At 70.4% G+C, this 25,215-nt stretch carries 18 protein-coding genes and 4 tRNA genes; 11 read left to right on the forward strand and 11 right to left on the reverse strand.

What is annotated here, in order from left to right; all coding sequences use genetic code 11:
- Position 1 precedes the first annotated feature (1 nt).
- The 5 genes from C1N91_RS07680 to csrA are packed head-to-tail and all read left to right on the forward strand — an operon-like array spanning position 2 to position 5,276.
- The gene (locus C1N91_RS07680; RefSeq protein WP_137767258.1) at positions 2-778 is read left to right on the forward strand and encodes a flagellar biosynthetic protein FliR; all 777 of its coding nucleotides are present in this window, start codon (positions 2-4) and stop codon (positions 776-778) included.
- Positions 779-784: 6 nt separating this feature from the next.
- Positions 785-1,975 (forward strand): EscU/YscU/HrcU family type III secretion system export apparatus switch protein, encoded by a 1,191-nt coding sequence (locus tag C1N91_RS07685; RefSeq protein ID WP_137767259.1) that lies wholly within the window; start codon positions 785-787, stop codon positions 1,973-1,975.
- Positions 1,972-4,026 (forward strand): flagellar biosynthesis protein FlhA, encoded by a 2,055-nt coding sequence (locus C1N91_RS07690; RefSeq protein ID WP_137767260.1) that lies wholly within the window; start codon positions 1,972-1,974, stop codon positions 4,024-4,026. The genes C1N91_RS07685 and C1N91_RS07690 overlap by 4 nt, the downstream gene beginning before the upstream one ends.
- Positions 4,001-4,996 carry a hypothetical protein gene (locus C1N91_RS07695; RefSeq protein ID WP_137767261.1) on the forward strand — a complete coding sequence of 332 codons (996 nt, stop codon included), beginning with the start codon at positions 4,001-4,003 and terminating at the stop codon, positions 4,994-4,996. The genes C1N91_RS07690 and C1N91_RS07695 overlap by 26 nt, the downstream gene beginning before the upstream one ends.
- A gap of 4 nt (positions 4,997-5,000) precedes the next feature.
- Positions 5,001-5,276: a carbon storage regulator CsrA gene (gene csrA, locus C1N91_RS07700; protein ID WP_137767262.1), complete on the forward strand. Its 276-nt coding sequence runs from the start codon at positions 5,001-5,003 to the stop codon at positions 5,274-5,276.
- 105 nt (positions 5,277-5,381) lie between these two features.
- Here csrA and C1N91_RS07705 read toward each other — a convergent pair whose 3' ends face one another.
- Genes C1N91_RS07705 through C1N91_RS07715 form a run of 3 tightly spaced genes read right to left on the reverse strand, consistent with a single transcriptional unit; the run spans position 5,382 to position 8,758 of the window.
- Positions 5,382-5,945: a hypothetical protein gene (locus tag C1N91_RS07705; protein ID WP_137767263.1), complete on the reverse strand. Its 564-nt coding sequence runs from the start codon at positions 5,943-5,945 to the stop codon at positions 5,382-5,384.
- Complete coding sequence (locus C1N91_RS07710; RefSeq protein WP_137767264.1) at positions 5,942-6,598, reverse strand: DNA-binding protein; 657 nt, start codon at positions 6,596-6,598, stop codon at positions 5,942-5,944. Before C1N91_RS07710 ends, C1N91_RS07705 begins: the two co-directional genes overlap by 4 nt.
- A 60-nt stretch (positions 6,599-6,658) precedes the next feature.
- Positions 6,659-8,758, reverse strand: coding sequence for an acyl-CoA dehydrogenase family protein (locus C1N91_RS07715; protein WP_137767265.1), 2,100 nt, complete (start codon positions 8,756-8,758; stop codon positions 6,659-6,661).
- Between the two features lie 209 nt (positions 8,759-8,967).
- Between C1N91_RS07715 and C1N91_RS07720 the strand changes: the two genes are divergently transcribed.
- Positions 8,968-10,431 (forward strand): peptide MFS transporter, encoded by a 1,464-nt coding sequence (locus C1N91_RS07720; protein ID WP_137767266.1) that lies wholly within the window; start codon positions 8,968-8,970, stop codon positions 10,429-10,431.
- A gap of 182 nt (positions 10,432-10,613) precedes the next feature.
- Here C1N91_RS07720 and C1N91_RS07725 read toward each other — a convergent pair whose 3' ends face one another.
- The 5 genes from C1N91_RS07725 to C1N91_RS07745 form a co-directional block, all read right to left on the reverse strand.
- On the reverse strand, positions 10,614-10,928 hold the full coding sequence (locus C1N91_RS07725; protein WP_137767267.1) for a hypothetical protein: 315 nt from the start codon (positions 10,926-10,928) through the stop codon (positions 10,614-10,616).
- Positions 10,929-11,128: 200 nt separating this feature from the next.
- Positions 11,129-14,494 (reverse strand): ATP-binding protein, encoded by a 3,366-nt coding sequence (locus C1N91_RS07730; RefSeq protein ID WP_137767268.1) that lies wholly within the window; start codon positions 14,492-14,494, stop codon positions 11,129-11,131.
- Positions 14,491-15,327: a DUF4194 domain-containing protein gene (locus C1N91_RS07735; protein ID WP_137767269.1), complete on the reverse strand. Its 837-nt coding sequence runs from the start codon at positions 15,325-15,327 to the stop codon at positions 14,491-14,493. Before C1N91_RS07735 ends, C1N91_RS07730 begins: the two co-directional genes overlap by 4 nt.
- On the reverse strand, positions 15,324-16,838 hold the full coding sequence (locus C1N91_RS07740) for a DUF3375 family protein (protein ID WP_137767270.1): 1,515 nt from the start codon (positions 16,836-16,838) through the stop codon (positions 15,324-15,326). Before C1N91_RS07740 ends, C1N91_RS07735 begins: the two co-directional genes overlap by 4 nt.
- 96 nt (positions 16,839-16,934) lie before the next feature.
- Positions 16,935-17,007, reverse strand: a tRNA-Val gene (locus C1N91_RS07745).
- 353 nt (positions 17,008-17,360) lie between these two features.
- Here C1N91_RS07745 and C1N91_RS07750 point away from each other — a divergent pair.
- The 3 genes from C1N91_RS07750 (at position 17,361) to C1N91_RS07760 (ending at position 17,705) form a co-directional block, all read left to right on the forward strand.
- Positions 17,361-17,432: transfer RNA gene (locus C1N91_RS07750), tRNA-Gly, on the forward strand.
- A gap of 82 nt (positions 17,433-17,514) precedes the next feature.
- Positions 17,515-17,588: transfer RNA gene (locus tag C1N91_RS07755), tRNA-Cys, on the forward strand.
- A gap of 45 nt (positions 17,589-17,633) precedes the next feature.
- Positions 17,634-17,705, forward strand: a tRNA-Val gene (locus C1N91_RS07760).
- A gap of 596 nt (positions 17,706-18,301) precedes the next feature.
- On the opposite strand, the gene C1N91_RS07765 is transcribed toward C1N91_RS07760, so the two are convergent.
- Both C1N91_RS07765 and C1N91_RS07770 read right to left on the reverse strand, forming a co-directional pair.
- Positions 18,302-19,444 carry a site-specific integrase gene (locus C1N91_RS07765; RefSeq protein WP_137767271.1) on the reverse strand — a complete coding sequence of 381 codons (1,143 nt, stop codon included), beginning with the start codon at positions 19,442-19,444 and terminating at the stop codon, positions 18,302-18,304.
- Positions 19,444-19,695, reverse strand: a complete 252-nt coding sequence (locus tag C1N91_RS07770) for a helix-turn-helix domain-containing protein (protein ID WP_217496469.1) — start codon at positions 19,693-19,695, stop codon at positions 19,444-19,446. The genes C1N91_RS07765 and C1N91_RS07770 overlap by 1 nt, the downstream gene beginning before the upstream one ends.
- Positions 19,696-20,751: 1,056 nt before the next feature.
- Here C1N91_RS07770 and C1N91_RS07775 point away from each other — a divergent pair.
- Together C1N91_RS07775 and C1N91_RS07780 are read left to right on the forward strand one after the other, a co-directional pair.
- The gene (locus C1N91_RS07775; RefSeq protein WP_175415958.1) at positions 20,752-23,109 is read left to right on the forward strand and encodes an AAA family ATPase; all 2,358 of its coding nucleotides are present in this window, start codon (positions 20,752-20,754) and stop codon (positions 23,107-23,109) included.
- A 486-nt stretch (positions 23,110-23,595) separates the two neighbouring features.
- A complete protein-coding gene (locus C1N91_RS07780; protein WP_137767273.1) occupies positions 23,596-24,684 on the forward strand; it encodes an IS110 family transposase in 1,089 nt (362 codons plus the stop codon).
- Here C1N91_RS07780 and C1N91_RS07785 read toward each other — a convergent pair.
- Positions 24,681-24,950, reverse strand: coding sequence for a hypothetical protein (locus tag C1N91_RS07785; RefSeq protein ID WP_137767274.1), 270 nt, complete (start codon positions 24,948-24,950; stop codon positions 24,681-24,683). The genes C1N91_RS07780 and C1N91_RS07785 overlap by 4 nt on opposite strands.
- Between the last annotated feature and the right edge of the window lie 265 nt (positions 24,951-25,215).

Here is a 25,215-nt window from a genome sequence, read left to right on the forward strand (position 1 = left end):
CGTGGACCTCGCCATCGACGCCGACCAGCTCGAAGCCACCGTGCTCGCCGGGGTCCGACTCGTCGCCTTCTTCGTCATCGCGCCGCCGTTCGCGTACAGGGCGTTCCCCGGCACGGTGAAGGTGATCCTCGGGCTCGGGCTGGCGATCGGTGTCGCACCGCGCGTCGGGCTCGGGTACACCGCGCTCGACACCGGCGGGTTCCTGCTCGCCCTGCTCACCCAGCTGCTCGTCGGCCTCGGGCTCGGGTTCCTCGTGTACCTGGTGTTCGCCGCCGTGCAGTCGGCCGGTGGGCTGATCGACCTGTTCGGCGGCTTCACCCTGGCGCAGGCGTACGACCCGCAGTCCCAGGTGAACGGCGCGCAGTTCACCCGGCTGTTCCAGATGGCGTCCCTCGCGCTGCTCTTCGCCAGCGGCGGGTACCAGCTCATCGTCGCCGGGCTCGTCCGGTCCTTCGACGCGGTGCCGCTCGTCGCCGCGGACGGGTCACCCGGGACCCTCGCGATGGGCGGCTTCGCGTCGGTCCTGGTGCACGCCGCGTCGCAGATGTTCCTCGCGGCGCTGCAGATCGCCGGGCCGCTCGTCGTCGTGCTCTTCCTCGCCGACGTCGGCCTCGGGCTCCTCACCCGCGTCGCCCCTGCGCTCAACGCCTTCCAGCTGGGCTTCCCGATCAAGATCGGGCTCACCGTCGTCTTCGCCGGCGCGCTCTTCATGGCCCTGCCGGCCGTCGTGTCGTCCCTGACCGGCGACGCGGTCGCCGCGATCACCGGGCGGGGGTGAGGCGACGTGTCCGACGGAGGGAGCGGGGAACGCTCCGAGAAGGCCACCCAGAAGCGGATGCAGGAGGTGCACCGCAAGGGGCAGCTCGGCCGGTCGCAGGACCTCGGCGCCTGGGTGGGCATCGCGACGGCGGCGCTGGTCATGCCCGCGGCGATCGGCAACGCCGCCGGTGCGGGGGAGCAGCAGCTCCGCGCCGTGCAGCACGTCGTCGCCGACCCGACGATCCCCGCGGTCCGGCAGGCCCTGTCCGACGCGCTCGGGTCCGTCGCCGCGACCGTCGGCCCGATGCTCGCGGTCGTCGCGGTCGCCGTCGCCGCGGTGTCGGTCGCGCAGGGCGGCGTGCACTTCCGACGGATGACCCCGCAGCCCGACCACTTCGACCCGGTCGCCGGGTTCAAGCGGGTCTTCGGGGTGCAGGCGCTCTGGAACGGCGTGAAGGCGCTGCTCAAGACCGCCGTCGTCGGACTCGTCCTCTGGTTCGCCGTGCAGTCGCTCGTGCCCGTCCTGATGACGAGCGGCTCGCTGCCGCTGTCGTCCGTGCTCGACGCGGCGCGGGACGGCACCGGCACCCTGCTCCGCGCCGCGGTCGCCGCCGGGCTCCTGCTCGCCGCGGTCGACGTCCTCGTGGTCGTCCGCCGCAACCGGAAGCGCACGATGATGACCAAGCAGGAGGTCAAGGACGAGTCGAAGCGCACCGACGGCGACCCGCTCGTGAAGGGGCAGCGTCGCTCCCGCCAGCTGGCGATGAGCCGCAACCGGATGATCGCCGCGGTCGGGGACGCCGACGTCGTCATGACCAACCCCACGCACTACGCGGTCGCGCTCCGCTACGAGCCCGGGAAGTCCGCGCCACGGGTGGTCGCGAAGGGCGCCGGGCCCGTCGCCGACGTCATCCGGTCCACCGCCGAGACGTCCCGCGTGCCGATCGTCCGCGACGTCCCCCTGACCCGGGCGCTGCACGCGGCCTGCGAGCTCGGGCAGGAGGTCCCGGTCGACCTCTACACGCCGGTCGCCCGGGTGCTCTCGTTCGTCATGGCCCTCAAGGCCCGCGGTGCGGCCGCCGGCACGCACGCCGCGCCGACACCGACCACCGCCGACGAGGTCGCGACCGTCCTCGACCCCACCACGCTCACCGGCGACGCCCGACCACGGCGCCTCCGCACCCGTCCGTCCACCACCGAAGGGGCACCCGCATGAACCGCAAGGACCTGCCCAAGCTCGCCGTCCCGGTCTTCATCGTCGGCATCGTCCTGCTGCTGATCCTGCCCGTGCCGTCGTTCCTGCTCGACGTGCTCATCATCCTGAACATCCTGCTGGCGCTGGTGATCCTGCTCACGACGCTCTTCGTGAAGAAGCCGCTCGACTTCTCGGTGTTCCCGTCGCTGCTCCTCGTCGCGACGCTCTTCCGGCTCGGGCTCAACGTGGCGTCGACGCGCTTGGTGCTCGGCGAAGGGTTCGCGGGTGACGTCATCCAGGCGTTCGGCCACGTCGCGGTGTCCGGCTCGATCATCATCGGCGCCGTCGTCTTCCTCATCCTGGTCGTCATCCAGTTCGTCGTCGTGACGAAGGGTGCCGAGCGCGTCGCCGAGGTCGGGGCGCGGTTCACCCTCGACGCGATGCCCGGCAAGCAGATGGCGATCGACGCGGACCTCAACGCCGGGCTCATCACCGACGCCGAGGCGAAGGAGCGTCGCGCGGCCGTCTCCGCCGAGGCCGACTTCTACGGCGCGATGGACGGCGCGTCGAAGTTCGTCAAGGGCGACGCCATCGCGGGCATCCTCATCATCGTGATCAACCTCGTCGGTGGCATCGCGATCGGCATGCTCCAGAACGGGCTCTCGGTCACCGACGCGCTGTCGAAGTACGGCATCCTGACGATCGGCGACGGGCTCGTCACGCAGATCCCCGCGCTGCTCATGGCGGTGTCCACGGGCATGATCGTCACCCGGTCCGGCGCGGAGACCGAGATCGGCGCCTCGGCGACGGCACAGCTGACGCAGTCCCGGAACGCCCTGATGATCGCCGGGGTCGCCGCGATCGCGATGGGCTTCATCCCCGGCATGCCGATCGTCCCGTTCCTGCTCATCGGCGCCGGACTGCTCTTCGCCGGCTGGCGGCTCTCGCGGCAGGCGGCGCAGCAGGCGGCCGCTGCCGAGCAGCAGCAGGCGCTCGAGGCCGCAGCGCCGTCCGCGGACAGCCCCGAGGACCTGCTCGAGCAGATGCGCGTCCACGCACTCGAGATCCTGCTCGCCCCGGACCTGGTCGACATGGTGTCCGGCTCCTCCGACGACCTGCTCGGCCGGGTGCGCGCCCTCCGGCGCAAGATCGCCGTCGACATGGGCATCGTCGTGCCGCCCGTCCGGACCCGCGACAGCATCGAACTGCCGCCGTCGACCTACGCGATCCGCATCGCCGGCGTCGAGGCCGGGCGGGGAACCGCACCGTCCCGCAGCGTGCTCGCGCTCGGCGACCAGCTCGACGGGCTGCCGGGCACCGCGACCGTCGAGCCGGTGTTCGGACTCGCCGGCAAGTGGGTCCCCGCCGAGCTCCGGCACGCCGCCGAGATGACCGGCGCGACCGTCATCGACCGCGTCTCCGTGCTCGTCACACACCTGCAGGCCGTGATCGGCGACAACGCGGCACGCCTGCTCACCCGCGAGGACGTCAAGGTGCTCACCGACGGCGTCAAGCAGGTCAACCCCGCCGCGGTCGAGGAGCTCGTCCCCGGCATGCTCTCCCTCGCCGAGGTCCAACGGGTGCTCCAGGGCCTGCTCGCCGAGCGGGTCCCGATCAACGACCTCGGGCGGATCTGCGAGGCGCTGACCCTCCGTGCGAAGGTGTCGACCGACCCCGAGGGGCTCGTCGAGGCCGCCCGCGCCGCCCTCGGTCCGGCGCTGCCCGCGCGGCACGCCGAGGCCGGCACGCTCCGGGTGATCATGATCGATCCGCTGCTCGAGCAGTCGATGCTCGAGGGGCTGCGGCCGTCCGAGCAGGGCACCCAGATCGTGCTCGACGCCCACCGCATCGAGCAGGTCCTCGGCTCCCTGCGCGACGCCGTGCGCAGCGTCGAGGAACAGGGGCTGTCCGCCGTGCTCGTCTGTGCGCCGCAGCTCCGGCCGGCCGTGCACCGCATGGTGTCGGCCCAGGCGAACGGCCTGCCCGTGCTCTCCTACCAGGAGGCCACCGCCGCGGGCTCCACCATCGAGACCGTGGGAGTGGTCCGTGCCGCCGACCCGATCGCTGCGTAGCGGCCCCACGCTCGAGGCGGTCCGCGACGCCCTGCGCGCCGAGTTCGGCGCGGGCGCCCGGATCGTCTCGGCGGAGCGGGTGTCCACCCCGGGGATCGGCGGGCTCTTCCGCCGCACCCACGTCGAGGCCGTCGTCGAGGTGCCCGACCCGCTCGACCCGCCGACCGCGCGGGTCGCGATCGCCGACGGCCCGGTCACCCGGATCGGCATCGCCGCGCTCCTCGCCGACGCCGAGGCGGCCGAGGCCCGCATCGCCGCCGGTGACGGGACCGCCTCGACGCGGGCGGACGCGTTCGCGTCCGTGCTCGACGGCTTCGCGGCGGACGGGATCGGAGCGGGCGTCACCACGGCGGGCGGGACCACGGTGAGCGCCCCGCGCCCGAGCCGCCACGGGACCGACCCGGGTCGCGTCGACGGGGCCGGGGCGCGCCTCCAGGACGTGTCCGCCCCGGTCGCGACGGCAGCGGCGGACGACACGGACCGGACCGGAGGCACGCACCCCGTCGCGGGACCGCGTGCCGTCGACCTGCTGGTCGCGCCGGTGCACGCGGTCGCGCCGGCGCTGCCCGTGCCGGCCGTGCGGTCGGCCGACGGGGACCTCGTGCTGCTCGTCGGGCGGCCCGGCGACGTCGACGCGGCAGCCGGCGTGTTCGCCGGACGGTACGGGCTGCGGCCGACCGACGCCGCCGACCGTCGGGCCGGGATCCTCGCGCGCGCCGAGGGCGTCCGGAACGGGCACGCGCTGCTCGGGGTGTCCGCGTGGGACGACGCGGCGACGATCGAGGGGCTCGCCGCCGACCAGGTGTGGGTCGTGGTGGACGTCGGCCGGAAGACCGAGGACTCGCGGGCCGTGGTGCTCGCGGTCGCCGGTCGGGTGTCCGTCGCGGGTGTGGTCGCGATCGGCGCGCGGGAGACCGCCACGCCGGAGTCCGTGCACCAGCTGGGCCTGCCGGTGGTGTCGCTAGGCTGACGGGGTGCTGGTACTCACGCGGAAGGTCGGGGAGCGGATCCTCATCGGTGACGACGTCGTCATCACGGTCCTCGACAGCCGCGGCGACGGCGTGCGGATCGGCATCGACGCACCGCGCGGGGTCAAGATCCAGCGCGAGGAGGTCGTGCGCGCCGTGATCGAGGCGAACGCCGAGGCTGCTGCTGCGGCCGCGGCTCCCGCGACGGAGGGCAGCGACGACGCCGAGGCGCGCCTCCGTGCGGCGCTCGGTGACCTGGGCCGGGCCGCGGACCAGGGCTGAGCACGAGGGGCGTCGCGTCTCGCTGCGTCGCGTCGCGTTGCGCTGCGTCGCGTTGCGCTGCGTCGCGTTGCGTCTTCGTCCAGTTGCCCGCGCGCGTGCACCGGGTCAGTGGGGCAGGCCGATCGCGGTCCACGCGGCGAGTCCCGCCCAGCAGGTGCTCGTGAGCGTCCCGACGATGAACCGTTCGCGCGCCTCGGCGGAGCCGAGCTCCGAGAAGCGGCCGAGACCCTTCACCGCGACGACCGCCGCGACGATCTCGAGCCGCCCCACCAGCACCGCGCCGATCACCGCGAAGCGCTCGAGGAAGCCGATCGCCGCTCCGCCCCGGAGCACCTCGGGACGGCGCCGCTCGACGACGGGTTCGTCCGCCCGAGTCACGAGGATCCCGCCGTGCTGCCCTCGTTCGACGCCCTCGCGCATCGCGACGCCGAGCACCGCACCCGTGACGGCACTGCCGGCGAGCACGCCGATCGCGACCACCGCGGTCGTCCCGAGCACGCGGAGGGGAGTCGACGGGGCGGCCGGCACGAGGCCGAGGAGTTCGGCAGCCAGCACGACGGCGACCACGACGACCGCCGGGACGGCACGGGCGAGGGGCGGCACCCGGTGCACGGCGCTGAGCACTGCGACGGCGAGCAGCACGAGCGCTCCGACCAGCCAGAGCGTCATGCGGGCGTGTCCGTTCCGGCCTGGGTGTCCGCCTCGGTCAGGGTGTCCGTCCCGGCCGGGGTGTCTGCTTCGGTCAGGAGCCGTGCGAGTGCCGCGTGCACGGCGTCGTCGGAGCGCAGGTCCGCGGCCGACCAGCGCTTGGCGACCGCCTGCGGGGTGACCCCGAGCAGTTCGGCGGCCTCGGTCCGGGAGTGCCCGGCGCGCAGCAGGTCGGCGAGCTCCCAGCCCTCCCGGGAGCGCCGCTGTCGGGCGCGGACGGTCTGCGTCACGAGGGGTTCGACGTCGGCGGTGCCGAGTCGACGCCCCGGAGCCACCTCGAGTGCCAGGTGCTCGGGGACGTCCTTCGCCCGGTCGACGGCTGCACGGGCGGTGACGAAGGCGTCACCCCGAGCAGCCCGCGTCGAGGACGGGACCGGTTCCTCAACGTCTCCGATGCCGATGCCGATGCTCCACCCGTCCGAGCGCGCGAGGGCGAACACGACGTCGAGCAGGGCGCCCGCATCGTCGAGCAGGAACTGGAACTCGTCGCCGGCGGTCCGCTCCGGCGCCAGCACCAGGCGCCCGTCGGCCGTGGTCCGGACGACGTCGATGGCCTGCTCGACCCGGTCGTCGTCCGAACGGCTGCCCACCTGGTCCACGGTCACTGCGAACATCGCACCTCCGCGATCAACCCTACAAGGTTGATTCTGGCGATATCAACCCTCTGAGGTTGATCACGGGCGGGGCCTCTTCTCCTGCTCCGGCAGACGGCTCGCAGCAGCCTCGGCGGCGAACCACGCCGCCGCCTCCTCCTGCCGCGCCCGCTCCTCGCCGAGGGCGATCGGCGCGCGGACGTGCTCGGGAGCGTAGCCGAACGACTCGATGAGCTGCGGCACCACCGGGCGGAGCCGGGCGACCAGTCGGTCGACGTACGCCGACACCGCGCGGGCACGCTGCGTCGACAGTCGGCCGTGCAGCAGGTGCCAGTCGAGGTGCTGCTCGAGGAGCCCGAGCGCGAAGAGGTCGCGCAGCCAGACGAGCACCCGCCGGGTGTCACCGGGGGCGACGGCCTCGATGGCGTCCGTGAAGGCGTCCCACTGCATGAGCTCGGCGTGGGCCTTCGCCGCCTCGATGAGCTCGTGCTGGGAGCGGTTGAGCAGCTTCGCGGCCCGGGCACGGTCCTTGCCGGCCGAGGCGAGGCGCACCCCGATCTCGGAGACCATCGTGTCGACCCGGCCGGCCAGCAGTGCGCGCTGCGTGCGCGGGTCCTGCAGGTCGGTGACGCTCGCCGCCAGGGATCCGCGGTCGGAGACGGTCTGCCCGAGGCGCCGGATGCCGGACGCGTCGGCGAGCTTCGTGGCTGCCTGGGCGGCGACGAACCGGGCGGTCGAGGCCGCGTCCCGCGGTGCCTTCGCCCGGAAGTCGGTGAGCAGGCGCTTGCCGACGAGCTGCAGCAGGATCGTGTTGTCGCCCTCGAACGTGACGTAGACGTCGAGGTCGGCGCGGAGGCTCGTGAGCCGGTTCTCGGCGAGGAACCCGGCGCCACCGCAGGCCTCGCGGCACTCCTGGAGCGTGTCGAGTGCCGACCAGGTGGACATCGCCTTGAACGCGGCGGCCTGAGTCTCCAGGTCCTCGCGACGCTGCGGGGTGTCCTCGCGCCCGCTGAACACGTCGTCGAAGGTCTGCAGGAGCTTCTCGTGCGCGAAGGACTGCGCGAAGACGGTCGCGAGCCGGGGGATCAGGCGGCGCTGGTGGCGGCCGTAGTCGAGCAGCACACCCTCGTCGCCGCCACCCGTCGGGAACTGCCGACGCTCCGCCGCGTAGGTGAGCGCGATCTGCAGTCCGACCTTCTGTGCGACCACCGCGGCGCCGTCGAGCGACACTCGGCCCTGCACGAGGGTGCCGAGCATGGTGAAGAACCGGCGACCGGGCGAGGCGATCGGGGACGTGTAGGTGCCGTCCTCGGCCACGTCGCCGTACCGGTTCAGCAGGTTCGTGCGCGGCACCCGGACGTGGTCGAACCAGAGGCGACCGTTGTCGATCCCGTTCAGGCCGCCCTTGACGCCGTCGTCCTCGCCGCCGACGCCCGGCAGGAACGCGCCGTCCTCGTCGCGGAGCGGCACGTAGAACGCGTGCACGCCGTGGTCGACCCCCCGCGTCACGAGCTTCGCGAACACCACCGCCGCGCGGCCGTGCAGTGCCGCGTTGCCGATGTAGTCCTTCCAGGCGCCGCGGAACGGCGTGTGGACGACGAACTCCTGCGTGTCCGGGTCGTACGTCGCCGACGTCGCGATGCTCTGCACGTCGGAGCCGTGTCCCGTCTCGGTCATCGCGAAGCAGCCGGGGACGTCGAAGCGGATGATGCCCGGCAGGAACTCGCGGTGGTTGCGCTCGGTACCGAGGTGGTGCACGGCGGAGCCGAAGAGCCCCCACTGCACGCCCGCCTTGATCTGCAGCGACGGGTCCGCGGTCGTCAGCTCCTCGAACGCTGCGAGGTTGCCGCCGTGGTTCTCCTGACCGCCGAACTCGGTCGGGTACGGCCGCTGGATCGCACCGGCGTCCACGAGCACCCGCAGCTGCTCGAGGACACGCGCACGGTGCTCCGCGATCGGCTGGCCCTCGATCTTGTGCAGGCCGGGGTCGAGCGACAGACGGCGCGAGATCCGGCGGTCCTCGGCCCAGCGTCCGAGCAGGAGCTCGCCGAGCAGCGTCGTGTCGATCCGGACGTCGGTGGCCGTGCCGCCCGTCGGGGTGCCCGCTGCCGGGTCGCCCGTGGCGTCGGCGTTCGGGGCCTCGGTCGTCGAGGTGGGGCGTGCGGGTGCGGTGTCGACCATGGGGGAGCCTTCCTGAACTGCTCTGTCCGTGTTGCACTCCACACGCTAGGCACCTCGCCCGAGTGTTGCGCGAACGCCGTGCGGGCGCACAACCGGCGCCGACGGACCGGGAGCGCGGTGGTGGGAATCCTCCAAGACCGCCCCCGAGAACTTTGTACGCGCCCCGCTTCGATTCGGACGGGCAGGGTGCGCCGGGGCACAGTGGACGGATGTCTCGCACCACCCCACCCAGCGCTCCGGCGCAGCAACGCACGTTCTTCGGGCAGCCCTTCGAGCTGTCGACGCCCTTCGCGGTGGAGCTCTGGGAGCGGTTCTCGTTCTACGGCATGCAGGGCATCGTCCTGATCTACATGTACTACACCGTCACGCGCGGTGGCCTCGGCATCGACGAGGGCATCGCCAACGGGATCATGGGCGCGTACGGCGGTGCCGTGTACCTCTTCACGATCATCGGCGCGTGGGTCGCGGACCGGCTGATCGGCGCCGACCGGACCCTGTTCGCCAGTGCGGTCGTCGTCATGCTCGGTCACATCGGGCTCGCCCTGATCCCCGGCGTCGCCGGCGTCGGGGTCGGCCTCGTGCTCATCGCACTCGGCTCCGGTGGGCTCAAGGCGACCGCCACGACGATCGTCGGCGGTCTCTACAGCCGTGACGACCCGCGTCGTGACGCCGGGTTCTCGCTGTACTACCTCGGGGTGAACCTCGGCGCGTTCTTCGGGCCGCTGCTGACCGGTCTGCTGCAGTCCTCGCTCGGCTTCCACTACGGCTTCGGGCTCGCCGCGGTCGGCATGGCCGCGGGCCTCGTGCAGTACGGCATCCGCCGACGGAAGCTCCCGGATGCCGTCCGCCACGTCACCAACCCGGTCGACCGGCGCCGACTGCCGCTCGTCGCGGTGCTCGTCGTCGTCGCGCTGGCCGTCGTCGTGGGTTCGGTCCTCACCGGACTGCTCACGGTGTCGAACCTGCCGACGGTCGTCGTCGCGATCGTCATCGTCGCCACCATCGCCTACTTCGTGGTGATCCTGACCAGCGGCATCACGGCCGAGGAACGGTCCCGCGTGTTCGCCTTCATCCCGCTCTTCATCGCGAGCGCGGTCTTCTGGTCGCTGTACCAGCAGCAGTTCACCGTCGTGACCCAGTACTCGGACCAGCGCCTCGACCGGTCGCTCGGCGACTGGGAGATGCCGGTGTCGTGGGTGCAGTCCATCAACCCGGTCTTCATCATCGTGCTGTCCGGCGTCGCGGCCGCGATCTGGACGAAGCTCGGCGACCGCCAGCCCTCGACGCCGACGAAGTTCGCGCTCGGCACCGGCATCATGGGCATCGCGTTCCTGCTCTTCCTGCCGTTCTCGGGTACGGGGGAGAACGGCACGCCGCTGATCGCGCTCGTCGGCATCCTGCTCGTCTTCACCATCGCCGAGCTCCTGCTCTCGCCGGTCGGACAGTCGGTCGCGACCAAGCTCGCGCCGGCGAGGTTCCAGACGCAGATGGTCGCGCTCTTCTTCCTCTCGGTGTCGCTCGGCACCGCCGCGACGGGCGTGCTCTCGCAGTACTACTCGCCGACGAACGAGGTCCCGTACTTCACCGTCCTCGGCCTGGTTGCCGTCGCGGTCGGTGTCGTGCTGCTCCTCTGCGCGAAGCCGGTGCTGCGGCTCATGCGCGGCATCCGCTAGGCCCGAGGCACATCCGGTAGCCTGGACGCGGCCACGACGGCCACCGCCACACCGGCCCCGCAACCCAAGGAGTCACCAATGCTCGAACTCATCGCAGGCGTCATCATCGGCATCGGCGTGCTCGGTGGCGTGGGGCTGTGCATGGCCGTCGCCGCCATGCTCAAGAGCGGCAACGAGGAGTACTAGACCTCGTCCGCGGCTGCCGGTCCGACCGGCACCAACTGACGACCCAGGACGGTCGCGCGCTCGAAGGGGCCGCGGCCGTCCTTCGTGTAGGCGGGCTCGTCGAACGCCACTGTCCACGTGCGCTGGGTCCCGCCGAGCTGCACGCCTCCGGGAGCGACGATCACGCCGATCGGCTCGTCGGCCCACTGCTCGCCGCCGCGGTCCGTGTCGACCACCTGCACGAGCGCACCGATCCCGAGCCCGAGCGCGCCGGCCTCCCCGGGGCGGTCGCGGTCGTCGTTGCGGGGGCTGCGAGCACGTCGTCCGAACACGAGCCCACCGTACCGCGCCCTCCCACGCGGCCCCGGCCCGGCCGGTCGCCGCCCGTCGCGGCCGCCCTCGTCGCACGACGTGCCGTGCGTACTCGCTCTCGTCGCAGGACGTGCCGCCGCGCGGGAAGTCGAGCGGCAAGTCGTGCAACCAGAGCCGCCCGCGCTCGGCCGCCCGGCCTCGGCCCGGGGCCCCGCCGGCGTCAGGCGCGCGCGATCTCCGTGATGGACGAGTGGCCCGTCTCCGGGTGCTTCCGCATGGACAGCAGGCGCTCCATCGACGGCTCGAGCGCGGTGACCTTGTCGAGCGGCGCACTCACCACGAGCTGGAACCCGAGCCGGAGCCACGCCGTCACGGCACGTCCCGCGAACTCCGAGTCCGCCTTGATGAACGCCTCGTCGAGGAACACCGGCGCGAACCGGGGCCGCGGCCGGGTCTCGTCACCGAGCTGGTAGCGCAGCGCCGCCCCGACGATGAACGCCACGAGCTCCTGCGTCTCACCGCCGGACTTGTCCCCGAGCGACGAGTACACGCCGAGGTCGTTGCCCTCGGTGTCGTACCGCACGGCCGTGATCTCCATGTGCCGCCGGACGTCGAGCACGGCGTCGCGCTGCGTCGTCCGGCCCCGCGGTGCGGCGGGGTCGGGACGGATGACCGCCATGAACCGACGGAGCCGCCGGAAGCGGGTCTCGAGCACGTCGTCGGTGAGCTCGGTGTCCACCGATGCGGACAGCGCGCGGAGCTCGCGGCGGAAGGCGGTGACGTCCTCGCGGGTGACCCGGCGGATCTGGATCTTCAGGCGGTCCCGGTTCGCGCCGAAGGGCAGCTCGCGGAGGATCTCGTTCACGGGCTCCAGCCGCTCCTCGATCTCCACGACAGCGCGGTCGAACGCACCGGCGAGCGGGACGAGGTCCTCGCCGCTCCACTGCGACAGGCGACGCCGCCACTCGCTGCGGCGGGCGTGCAGCCCCGTCGCCAGGATCTGGTCGAGGATCGCGTGGTAGTCGGGGTACGACGCGACCCCGGTGCCGAGGTTCGGGTCGGGCCACGCGTCCTGGTACCGCTGGAACGTCAGCGTGAGCGCGGTCGAGGCGGCGGCGGCGCCGTCGAGCGCCTGGGCGAGTCGCTCCTCGAGTCGGCGTCGCAGCCGCCGTGCGGCGTCGTCGAAGCCGTCGATGCCGTCCGGGGCGCCGACCTCCTCGAACGTCTCGGCGAGCAGTCGGGACTGCTCGTCGTCCGGCAGCGACTCCGGGGTGTCCTCGAACCGTGCGAGGATCACGGCCGCGGCGTCCTGGCCGTCGACGAGCACCGCGTGGCGCTCCTCGAGCCGGGTGACGGACAGCCGTGCAGCGGCCCGGCGGTCGGCGGCCTCGTCCAGGGACCGTCGGAGCCGTGCGACCGACTCGCGCAGGGTGCGCAAGCCGTCGTCTGCGGCGAGCAGCGCCTGGCGCTCGGCGTCGAGGCGGGCCAGGGACTCGTCGAGCCCGGCGACGTCGATGCCGTCCCAGGTCGTGTCGACGACGTGCTGGTGCGCTGCGCGCAGGGCGTCGAGCGTCGCGAGGTCCTGCGCGACGTCGGTGCGTCGGGCCTCGAGGGTCGCGAGGTCCTGGGCGATCGCGGCGAGCTCCTGCTCGACCGACGCCATGCGCGCTTCGTTCGTGAAGCCGATGACGTTCGACTGCCGACGGTCGCCGTGGGCCCCACGCCGGCCGTCGCGGAGCTGCCCGGACGGGGTCACACGACGTCCACCGCCACCGAGCTCCGCGGCCGAGTCCACGCACCGCGCGTCGATCCGGTCGGACTCGATGCGCTCCCGCACCCACGTGCTGAACGGGGAGTCCTTGATCGCGAGCTTGCCGGAGACCATCGCCGGGTCGCCGTCGAGGTCGAGGTGCGGGCCCGTCGGGACGCCCTCGAACTGCACGCGGACCGGCAGCTGCAGCGAGTCGATCGCCTCGCTGAACGCCGACAGCTGGTCCTCGTCGACGAGCAGCGTGCGGGCGACGGGCGCCAGCACGGACTCGATCGCCGTGCGCCAGTGCTCCTCGGCCGGGAGCACGTCGAGCAGCTCGGCGACGAACGGCAGCGCGTCGGGGGAGATGCCGGCAGCGCGGGCCATCGCGAGTCGTGCCTCGTGCATCGGCAGCGGCATCGCGCCCTGCCGGTGCTCGAGCGACCGACGCTCCTGGCGCAGGGTCCGCTCGCGGTCGAGGAGCGGGTACTCCTCGCGGGTCAGGGCGTCGCGCCGGTCGTCGAGTTCCTCGCGGGCTGCGGCGTACGAGCCGAGGAACCCGTGCGACGCGGCCTGCGCCTCGGTGAACGCGCGCTCCGACGACAGTGTCAGCCCGAGCGCGGTCGTGCGCTCGTCGAACGTCGCACGGGCCCGGGCGACCGCGTCGCGCTCACGGGTCCGCCGGTCGATCCGGTCCTCGAGCTGGGCGAGGGCGTTCCCGCCCTGGTCGCGGAGGCGTCCCTCGGCCTCGCGGAGCTCGATCTCGACGGCGGCGTGCCGGGCCTCGGTCGCGGCGACGTCGGCGCGGGCCGCAGTGCGCTCGCGTCCGTTCCGTTCGACCTCGGCGTCGAGCAGCGCGCGCTTCCGCGATGCCGTCCAGTGCGCGAACGGGGAGACCTCGGCGCCGATGGCGATCCCGTCGAGCGCGTCGGCCGCGGCCTTCGCCCGGGCGATCTCGTCGTGCAACTCGACGATGGGGGAGAGGATGCGGACCTTGCGCTCCTCGGTGTCCATCGCCTCGTAGGCCTCGTCGAGCGCGGAGAAGTGCGCGAGGGCGCGGTCTGCGGCCTCGTACGTCCCCGGGGTCTCGAGCACGAGCGACTTGTACAGCGCGTCGACCGTCGGCAGGTGCTGCCCGGCCTGGATCCGCGCGAGCAGGCGCATCGCCCGGTTCCCGCCGCCGGAGTCGCCGATCCCGAGTCGGGTCTGCAGCGTGTAGGCGAGCTCCTGGTAGGTGTCGCGCACGACGAGCCCCGGCACCCGGCCGGTCAGCTCGAGGTGGTGGAAGCGCGACGGGACGAACTCCTCGAGCCGGCGCAGGTCGAACGTGTCGTCGACCGTCGCCATGGTCATCTGGATGTCACCGACGCCCCGCGCGCGCTTCGGCACGAGGTACGCGCGCAGCACCGTGAAGCGCCGCTCGTCGTCGTTCCGGAAGGTCACCGCGACCGCGCCCCACGTGGTCTGGTCGTCGCCGCGCAGGTTGACGTCGCGGAGCGCGCCCGTCTCCGGGTCGCGGCGCGTGTCCACCTTGCCGCGCAGGTACGTGAGCAGGTTCCGCTGGTCGGCGCTTCGCGCACGGCCGGTGGTCGCGTCGTTCGAGGCGCCGTTGAACGGCACGTCGGACGGCATCATGACCGCGAGGTACGCGTCCATCAGGGTGGACTTGCCGGTGCCGGACGCTCCGGAGATCAGCGTCGCGGTGCCGGACAGCTCGACCTGGCGGTGCCCGTGGAAGCCGCCCCAGTTCACGACCTGCATCGACTCCGCCCGCCACTGCGCGACGGTGTCGAAGAGCGCCGGCATCCCGCCGGCGTCGATCATGGTGTCGGTCATGCGTCCGCCTCGCCTTCGTCGTCGGTGTCGGTGGGCTCGGCCGGGAGGCCCGGTGCGGCCCCGGCGAGCACCGCGCCGTCCAAGGTGGTCGCCGTCATGGCGTCGGCCGCGTCCGGCCCGCCGGTCACGCCGGCCGCGTCGTCGTCACCGGTCGAGCCACCGGCGGCAGAGCGCAGCCAGCGGTCGAGCTCGCGGAGCTGCTCGAGGGGGAGCAGGACCTCGACGACGCTCGCGACGCGGAAGCGGTCCGGGTCGGTCGTGCGGATGAGGATGCGCGCGGTCACGAGTCGCTCGACGGCCTTCGCGACGCGGGACTCGTCGCGGGTGCGGTCTGTCGTCGCCGGGAGGAACCCGGACACGTGCCCGAGGATCTCGGACCGGTCCACCACGACCTGGTCGAGGCCCGGTCGGGTGTCCGCCCGCAGGCGCATGCGCAGGTAGACGAGGACGATCGTCTCCTCGCGCGTGTACGGCACGTCGCGGAGCAGCGTCGGGAAGGTCCGGCGCTGGCTCTCCGAGCGGGCCTGGCGCTTCCAGGCGACCTCGCGGTCGCGGTCGACGTGCAGTTCGAGGAACAGGTCGTTCAACCGGGACCGGAGCTGGTGCTCGCCGTCGGTGATCGCGCGCCACTCGTCCGCGTGCGTCCGCGCGCTCACGTAGGTGTGGCGGAGCAGCGCGACCAGGGCACGGCGCTGCGGCTCGTCGAGGCGGCCCTCGTCGCCCTCGAAGAGGGCGAAGCTCGAGTCGTCGCGGTCGTCGAGCCGGTCCTGCTCGAACGGGTCGGTGCCCTCGGGGTCCGTCTCGTCGACGGGAGCCGTCGTGGTGTCGCTCACCGTGCCTCCAGGCCGTTGTCGTCGTCGTGCTGGTCGTCCGCCCGCGTGCCGGTCAGGGACGCCACGGGCATGTGGAAGGTGACCGTCTCGCCGTCGGGCCGCACCGTGCGGTGCGGGACCACGTGCGTGGCGGTCTCGAAGTCGTCGTTGCCGGTGAGCAGGTGCGCGAGGCCGAAGAGCTCGACCGGGCGGCGCTGCTCCGGTGGCAGGGCGTGGAAGGCCGAGACGCTGTCCGGAGCGCTGCGGAGCACGGCGCGGAGCTCGGCGAGCAGCGGGCCGCCGTGGCGCCGGAGCGACGCGACGTCGAGCTCCTCGAAGACGTCGTCGTCGGGTTCCTCGATGGGCGGCGGCACGGCCTCGTTGTCGGGGTCGTAGAAGCGCTCGCGCAGGGTGCCGACCTCGGCGGTCGCGGGGAGCAGCCCGAGCGGGACGCGGTCGCGGGCGGTCCCCTCGTCGATCCAGGCGGCGAGCCCGCGGTTGACCGAGCGGAGCACGGCGTCGAGCTCACGGTCGCGGACGACGTCGTGCGCGACGATCTGGTCGCGCAGGGTCGCGGTGAGCTGGCGTCGCTGGGCCAGCACGTCCTCGATGCCCTGGCGCAGGATGCTCACGGTGTTGCGGAAGGCCCGGCGCTCGCCCGCCCCGAGGGACTGGGCGAACGGGTGCGCGAGGATCGTGGCGATGTCGTCGCGGAGCCGGAGCAGCAGGGCGTCGTCGCGCAGCAGCTCGAAGGCGCCCTCGAAGGCACGGCCTTCCGGCGTCGCCTGCATGAGGTCGTCCGTCCGGGCCAGGTAGTCGTCGAGGATCTCGCCGATCGGGCGGACCTCCTGCCGGAAGTCCTCGACGATCGAGCGGTGCATCGTGGCGACCGCCTCCTCGACGCGCTTGAAGTCGCTGGGGAGCTGCCGGATCAGGTCGGCGACGTTCGTGTAGCCGTCGTGCATGCGGGCGTCGTCGACCTCGGTGACCTCGCCGCGGGCGACGCGCTCGCGTTCTGCCTGCAGCTCCGCGATCTGGGCGTCGATGCGGCGGACCTGCACGTCCGGGTCCGGCTCGGCGCTGGCCGCCCAGCGGTGCACGGCGTCGACGATCATCGCCAGGCGGCTCTCGCTGATGAGCGCGCGGTCGGCGCTCAGGGCGTCGACGAGGTTGAGGGCCTCGAGGGCGTGGCTCGTCAGGGAGTACTGCTCGTCGCCGTCGGGGGAGTTCGAGCGGACCAGCCACTGCGCCGCCACCCAGTCGCGGCAGAGGGCGCGGCCGTTCGGTCGGGCGTCGGACTCGCTCTCGGCGTGCTCGCTCGCGGGGACGCGGGCGCCGGTGGACTGCAGACGTGCGACGTGCTCCTCGACCTGCAGGTGCATGCGGTCGGCCGGGACGTACTGCACGTCCCGGTCGAACACCGTGCGGAACACCGCGATGACGGCGGCGCTCGTCGGGCGGGACATCAGCCGGAGGGTCGGGCGGTCGAGCACCGCGCGCACGCGGGAGAACTCGAGGTCGACGTCGGTCATGGGTCCTTGCTCTGGGTCCTTGCTCTGTGACCTCTGCGGGTCCTCTGTCGGGAACGACAAGAGCCCGACGCTGTTGCGCCGGGCTCTTGTGGGTTGTGGGCGATACCAGACTCGAACTGATGACCTCTTCGGTGTGAACGAAGCGCGCTACCAACTGCGCCAATCGCCCCCTGCACTTGCGTGCCAGTCGATAGTAGCGGACGTTCGGGCTCGCACCGAACACGGCGCGACACCCGGGTGTGGCGGAGCGTTCTGGTGGGCCTCGGACCTGGTCGAAGCGAGCGTCCCTGGTGGAACCGGGCACACCTGGTGCTCCTGATCGACCAGGTACGCCCGGAAGAGTCAGGCATCGCGCCTGTCATGGGAAGGAACGGGCACCCTCGGAGCACCTCGATCCGCATGAACGCGGGGGACACGCCCGGTGAACGAGGAGGATTTTGGCGGATGTCGCCCGGTTCGTATAGAGTTCTTCTCGTCGCCGCGACAGCGGAGAGACAGAAGCGGCCCTCGGGTCGCCGAAATGCGGATGTGGCGCAGCGGTAGCGCATCACCTTGCCAAGGTGAGGGTCGCGAGTTCGAATCTCGTCATCCGCTCGAGTGTGGGAGTCCCCGGACGACCACGACTCACCAGAGGGTATCCCACCGTTCGGGTACTCACGGAGACGTGAACCTCGATGGTGGGGTGGCCGAGAGGCTAGGCAGCGGCCTGCAAAGCCGTCCACGCGGGTTCGAATCCCGTCCCCACCTCCAGCAACACCCTCCAAGATCCTGCACGACCCTGGTCAGCAGATCTCTGGGCGATTGGCGCAGCGGTAGCGCGCTTCCCTGACACGGAAGAGGTCACTGGTTCGATCCCAGTATCGCCCACAAGGCGAAAACCCCCGGGAATCCGGGGGTTTTCGTGTTTTCCAGGCGTTGCCCGAGGCTCGAATCAGGTGCCGTGGCACGGTTCTGGCACGATCCGCGGAAGCTTCCACCGCCCTTCGTCTCGCCCGATGCCGAGTAGGCGACGCTTCAGGAGATCGGCTCGATCTATGCGTTCTCATCGCACCATGTGATCGATGAGCGACAGCATGCGCGTGGCCGTGGTGCGGGCGACGTCGCAGAGCGCCCGGTCGGACCAGGTTCTGGTGCGCCCAGCCGACGCACGGCGGGTACTGCCTGGCTCGACGCAAGGGACGACGTCGGGCACCGGTCCGGTGCGGCAGCACAAGGCGTCCCCGACTTGGTGCGCGGGCCCTTCGGGGAGTGCTCGCGACGTCTCCTTTCAGTCGGGATGATCCGGGAAGTTGAACCCGACGCATGAGTCCTTCCCGCGCGCGCGTCGCTCAGTACCGATGTTCCGCGGGCGGTGCGCAGCCGTGCTGTCAGTTACTGGAAGCACGCACGAAAGCCGAATGCCGGCCTGTCGACGAATCGAACAGGCCGGCACTCGGCGCGAAGGATGAAGGGGGAGAGGGTGGTCAGAGCCGGTCCGCGATGCCCGCTCCAGAGGCGAGGTCGCCGAGCTTGGCGACCAGCGGGTCGAAGTCGGCCGGGAAGAGGCCGGTGTAGACATCGAGCGTGATGCTCGGTTTTGCGTGACCGAGCATGCCCTGCACGAGGGGCACGGTGGCGCCCGCCGAAACCCCGAGGCTCGCGGCGGTGTGCCGCAGGTCGTGCGGGGTGAGCTTCGGGAAGTGCTGCAGGACGGTTCCCCGCGCGAAGTCGCTCGCCGGCCAGCTCGCGATCGCACGCCGAACGGCCGGGGCGAATACTCGACGCCGCCAGGTCGAGAGCCTGAGCATGCCGCCCTCCGGCGCGGTGAAGACGAGGTCGTGCGCCTCACGCCCTGCCGAGCGTCGTCGGAGCGGCTCCATGACCTGCGGCACTCCCGGAACCTGTCGCGCCTTACCGTTCTTCGGCGGACCGAGCACGAGCTCGCCCCTGACCTCGGTCGCCGACCTCCGGACGTGCACGACGTTGTTCGCGAAGTCGAGGTCGGCGAACGTGAGCGCAGCGGCCTCGCCGAAGCGGAGCCCAGAGAACGCCAGGAAGGCGATGAGCATCCGGTCGCGCTCCTGCGCTTCGTCGAGGAGGTGCGCGACCTGCGGGGCGCTGAGGTAGCCGTGCTCGCGCGTCACCACCGTGGGCAGCTTGACTCCTCGCGCCGGGTTCCCCGTCAGCAGGCCCTGCTCGACACACTCCTCGAGGACGCCCCCGAGGATCTGGTGCGCCTTCTGGATGGTCTGCGCTCCGGCGCCGGCGGCGTGGATGGACTCCACCCAGGCCCGCACCGACTTCTTCGTGAGTGTCTCGAGGGATGTCTCGCTCCAGTACGGCGTGATCCACTTGCTCGCAACGGCCGCGCGGTTAGCGACCGTGGTCGCGGCGAGCGTCGCGCGCCGCGCGAGGAACTCGTCGATGAACGGGCCGAGCTTCTGCGACAGGTCGGACTGGGTCCGATAGGTCGGCTTACTCATCGCGACGACGTTCGCCGCGGACCAGGCGTTCGCGTCGCGCTTGGTCCGGAACCCACGCTTTCGTGTCGTTCCGCCGTCCGGCTTCGTGTACCCGACCTCGAACCGCTTGCCCTTTGCCGTCTCGTACTCTCGGATCGTGGCCATCAGGCAGCCACTCCGTTGTGCGAGACGCGCGTGTGCTCGACGTAGTCGAGCAGGTCACTGAGGCGATAGGCCACGGAGCGGCCGACCTTGATGTACGCGGGACCGCGGCGGAGGTAGCGCCACTGGGCGAGCGTCCCGACGGACGTGAGGAGGAACGATGCGGCTTCAGCCGGCTTGAGGAGAGCTGCATACCTAGGGGTCAGCTCGGTAGTCTCCGCTTCCGCGGTCAGGCGGTTCAAGGAGGTGGGCATGGGTTCGCTTTCAGTGCTGGACGTAACGGGCTCGGCGAGCCCGTTATCTCCCAGAGTGGGTGACCAACCGTCTATGCGCGAACGCCTCATCAGCTGTGATGAAAGAGCGTAATCCCAGGTCAGGTCGGCGAGTCGGCGTCCGCGGACGAGACGAAGGCGGTTGTATCGGAAGGGCTCCGGCGCAGGTTGTGGCTTCAGGCGAGGCTCGCCGCGGTGCCCTCGTTGCGCGATCTGTTCTCGGAACGGGCCGGGTACGACCATGCGTTGAAGTTCCGGAACGCACGTCGTAGCCGCTGCCCCGATGACCGTTGGTGATGCCGTTTCTGGTAGCAGGACTGTCTGCGGGAGACCGGCGGCGCACGGACTTTCTTCGTGATCACCAAGGATGGGATGCCAGCGACCGTGACAGGGAGTGCTGTCGTAGTCCGGTTCGCGCAGTGCAGTGACCAGTCCGCATTTCGCTCCCTCTTTGAGAGCTGCAGCGGACGGCCTATCTGCGGCGAGGCGCGGCTCCGGCTACCCGCGGTCAACTTCGAGCAGCGAGGGGGCTAACGGATGATGTCCGGGTGCCCGCCCCGGCGTCGACTGAGCAGCGGAGCGCCTTGCATGCCCGCTTCGAAAACCCGCGCGTCGAGACGTCATCGCCTCCTCGGGCGCTGCAACCCGACCCGCATCCGCAGACTTCGGCGGATTCGATGTGGATCCAGACGAGTTCGCATTGCCTGCGGACACCAGCGCAATCACTCGACAGCGCCTCCGACTGCTCGTGGACCGCCATGGCCGATCAAGGCCGAGACTCTTTGCACCGCCACCGTGGCGCGGCTGAATGGCGACCGGCTACTGAGGCGCCGGTCTCGACTCTTCTTCCACGAGTCAGAGTGCGGTCCGCGAGTCTTCCGCGTACGCCTTCGATCACCCCCAGGCGGCGAAGTGGCTGACGTGCTCGCCGCGTCCTCGGCCACTCTGACTCGGGTTGTCCGTGGCAGACCTTATTCTCGGACCGGACGAGAAAATCCGCATCACCATCGGTGCACGCACGAGACGAACGGGGACCCCATGCTGCTCAAGACGCTCTACGTGAGGTTCTACAAGTCGTTTAACTACGACTACCTGCGCAAGAGCGACCCCAGCGCCGTGCCCGACCCGTGGGACATTCTCGACGACAGCCTGTTCTACCCATTCGTGCGCATCCCGATGGAGAAGCAGGTCACCACAGTGGTCGGCGCGAACGAGTCCGGCAAGAGCCAACTGCTCTCCGCGATCAAGTGCCTGCTCACCGGTAGAGGCATCGAGCGTCGCGACTTCTGCCGCTACTCCGACTTCTTTTCCGTCGGCAAGGAGATGGCCAACCCCGAGTTTGGCGCTGAGTTCGGCGATCTCGCCGATGAAGACGCCCACGCCATTCGTTCGCTGATCGGGCTGGACGCCGACACCGAGGTCAAGTCGTTCTGGCTCTTCCGATTCAACAAACGCACGGTCATCTACGTGACCGGCGGGGACGGCGACTTGATCGAAAAGACCGTCACCGCAAAGATGCTGGAGAAGGTCACGCTGCCGACGTTCTTCGAGATCGACGCACAGGTCCCGCTCCCGGACAGCGTGCCCATCGACTACCTGATCGCCCCGAAGTCCTCGAAGACGCCGCGACCTCGCTCCCGCGTGCTGGGGTTCGTCGAGTCACTCATCGAGAACCCGGACTGGTTCAAGTCGACCGAGACCGTCGCCAAGGCCGCCAGCTCGCTCACCGGCGCGTACCCGACATATGAGTCGGGCCGCGACGACGAGTTCCTCATCTCGCGCCTCGAACTGGCTGAGAAGTTACTCCTCGGCGTCGCGGGCATCGACAAGTCCGCCTTCGAAGAACTGCGTGAAGCCGTGAAGACGTCCGAGGGGTACGCCAACGGGCTCGTCGACAAGATGAACGAGCGGCTCGCTGACGCTCTGAACTTTCCCAAGTGGTGGTCTCAGGACAGCGACTTCTCCCTTTACCTGACCCTGCGCGACTTCGACCTCGTGTTCACGGTGCGTGACCGCACCGGTAGCGACTACTCGTTCAGCGAGCGCAGCGGCGGAATGAGCTACTTCCTCTCCTACTTCGTGCAGTACCTCTCGCACAAGCCCACCGGCGGGCAGGAAACCCTGCTCATGGACGAGCCGGACGCCTACCTGTCGATGCTCGGACAGCAGGACCTCCTCGCAATCTTCAGCGACTTTGCCGCCCCCGCCGACCCTGACAAGGCACCCGTGCAAATCGTCTACGTCACCCACTCACCCTTCCTGATTGACAAGAACCACGGTGAGCGGATCAGGGTTCTAGAAAAGGGCGACGGCGACGAAGGCACCCGCGTCGTCAGCAACGCCGCACGCAACCACTACGAGCCCCTTAGGTCAGCGTTCGGAGCCTTCGTCGCCGAGACCACCTTCATCGGCAATTGCAACCTCATGCTCGAAGGACAGGCCGACCAGGTGCTCCTCGCTGGCCTCAGTTCGCTCGCACGCCGCCTCGGCAGCAAGGACGACACCCTCGACCTCAACACCCTCAGCCTCGTTCCGGCTGGATCCGCCGAGCACATCCCATACATGGTCTACCTCGCGCGCGGCCGAGACGTTGACACACCAGCCATCGCCGTCCTCCTCGACAGCGACACGGAGGGGCAAAACATCGCGGCCGAACTCAAGAAGGGCTACCGCGACCGCCGCCTCATCGACGACAACTTCATCATCAGCATCGGCGAACTGGACACGTCCGCCCTCACCCTTTCCACGGACACCCTGCAGGAGACCGAAGACCTCATCCCCGCCGAGGTCGCCGTTCTAGCCATCAAGCGGTTCGCCGAGGAAGTCCTCTCCGCAGACGACGCAGCAACGCTGGCAGCCAACTTGAGGAGAATCGAACCCAACCCCGGTCAGAAGCTCTTCAAGGCCGCAGAGGCCGCCGCCAAGGCAGCCAGTCCGCACGCTGACCGGCCGCTCCGCCTCGACAAAGTCGGCTTCGCACGGGCAATCCTCGAAGCCGTCGAAAACGACGCCAGCGACGAACTGCGCACCCGCACCCTCAACAACTTCGCGGTCCTGTTCCGCCGCCTCGACAAGGCTCAGCGCGACGCCATGCGCAAGAACAACCGCGACCGAACCAGCAAAATCCTCAACCGGCTCCGGAAGAACTTCATCAAGGACCACCCCAAAGCCGTTACCCGACGCGACGTGGAGGAGTTCCTCGACACCATTGTCGCCCAACTCATCGACACCAGCCCCGAAGCCGAAACTGTCCGCGACGCCGTGCGACGCGTCCGCGCGGACTTCGACCTCCACGAAGAGCCCCACACTCTCGTCGATGACTACGACGGACTAGTCACCCGGCTCGAAGCGCTCGTCTACGAACCGGTGCGACAGGTACAGGACGCCTCCGCATGAGCCTCGTCATTGGCTGACGACAAGAACGAGGTCGCCGTCGTCACCGACGCGCTCGCTACAACCGGTAACGCTCATCCACATCTGTTCGTGACTAACTGCTGGCCCGGCAGCGGTCGCGCCCGCGGGATTGTCTCTTCAGCCACGGCTGCACGGTAGCGACCAGAGCGGACACCGCGTCACCTCGCTTTCTCGATGACCGATCGGCTATCTCTAATGGGTCTTGGCTGGCCTGGGGCTGGCTGACAGGCTGGCACCGGGTCCCGGCTCGTGGTGTGACTCTTCGGCTATCTGTCCGTCCCTGCGGCGTGACGTTCGTCCGACTCGTCCGCCGCGGGTAGTGGGGCTGGTGCCGGCCCGTCCGCTGCGATGGCTTGATAGAAGGTCGTCCAACCAGTCACCTGGTTGTGACTCGTTAGAGATCCGCCCCGCAACGACTCTCCCCGGGCCGGGCACCAACACGGTTCCCGTCTTGGAAGGAGTCCCGCAATGCCCATGGTCGCAGACGAGTACACGCACGTCATCGGCGTCGACACGCACGCCAGAACACACACCTACGTCGTCCTCGACACTCGCACCGGCGGCATCGTCGATACAGCCACTTTTCCAACAAGTCCGGCGGGTGTCAGCCGCGCACTGGCATGGATCGACCGTCGAACATCCGCCAGTCGACTCGCCGCTGTCGAGGGAACGAGCTCTCATGGAGCGTCCCTGACCGAAGCGCTGCAGCAGACCGAGATTCCCGTGGTCGAAGCGCGGCCACCACGACGAGCCGACCGTGGGGCTCGAGGGAAGTCGGACCCGATCGATGCTGAGGCCGCAGCCCGAGCTGTGCTGCGCACCGATACGGCGCTGCTTTCCTGGCCCAGGTCGGGCAAGATCCGGTCGGCGCTGCGCGTGCTGCTGGCTGCCCGGAGATCGATGGACGGTCAACGCACCGCAAGTCGGAACGCGCTCACCGCGCTGCTGCGCACCATCGACCTCGGCATCGACGCTCGGCGCCCGCTGACGGACAAGCAGATCGCCGCGATCGCAGCATGGCGGCACCACCCCAGCGACGACATCGACAAACTCATCGCTCGCGGTGAAGCGGTCCGCCTCGCCCGCGACGTCGCCGACCTGACCGACAAGCTCGAAGCCAACCATGACGCGCTCCGACTGCACGTGTCCGCTCTCGCGCCGTCGGTGCTGGACATCGCCGGCGTCGGCCCGGTCTCAGCCGCCGTGTTCCTCACCGCGTACTCGCACGTGGGCCGAGTCCGCAGCGAAGCCGCGTTCGCGTCCCTCGCCGGCGCGGCCCCGATCCCCGCCTCAAGCGGCAACACCAGCCGTCACCGACTGAACAGGCACGGCGACCGACGGCTGAACTCCGCGCTCGAGACCGTCGCCCGCGTCCGGCTCTCTTACGACCCCGACACCCGCGCCTACAAGCAACGCCGCCTGGCCGAAGGCAAGACCGGGAAAGAGATCAAGCGCATGCTCAAGCGCTACATTGCCCGACAGATCTATCGTCACCTCACCGCCACCATGACCGCCGGACAACTGCAACGAGCAGCTATTGGGGCTGGACCGGGTTAACGACGCCGCCGGTTGCGGGCGGCGACCCGGACTGCTTGCACCAAGACAACGACGGCCGCGATGAGGAACACACCGCCGAACAGCACTCCACTCGTCGCGTCCCCGAGGAGTTTGTACCCGCCCTCGATCGGGTTGCCGGTCGAAGCAGCGATGAGCGGAACCGCCGCGATGAGCACACCGATGACAGCCAAGACACCTGCCGCGATGAATCCACCGCGGGCCGAGAGGGGCTTCGAACGTTCAGGCGTGCCCGGATCCGACTTCACGGTTCTAGAGCATGCCACCGAAGCCGCTTGACATCACCTATAGAAGGGTCGGACGGTGTCAGCGTCAGGCGACTGCTAATGGAACGGAGAGCGAGTAGCTGCAGCTGGTGTCGGATGCCGAGGCGGTTGGTCGGCTCATCGAGAACGAGGATGCATGGCTCGTGCCAATGCTCGCCCGTCCAAACATTCTCCTGCTGCGATCGTATGGACGCGGCTAGAACGGCCTACGCCGCCAACCCAGATCAACGGCACCGAGTTGCGGCCC

It is taken from the genome of Curtobacterium sp. SGAir0471 (assembly GCF_005490985.1).
Taxonomy (GTDB): Bacteria; Actinomycetota; Actinomycetes; order Actinomycetales; family Microbacteriaceae; genus Curtobacterium.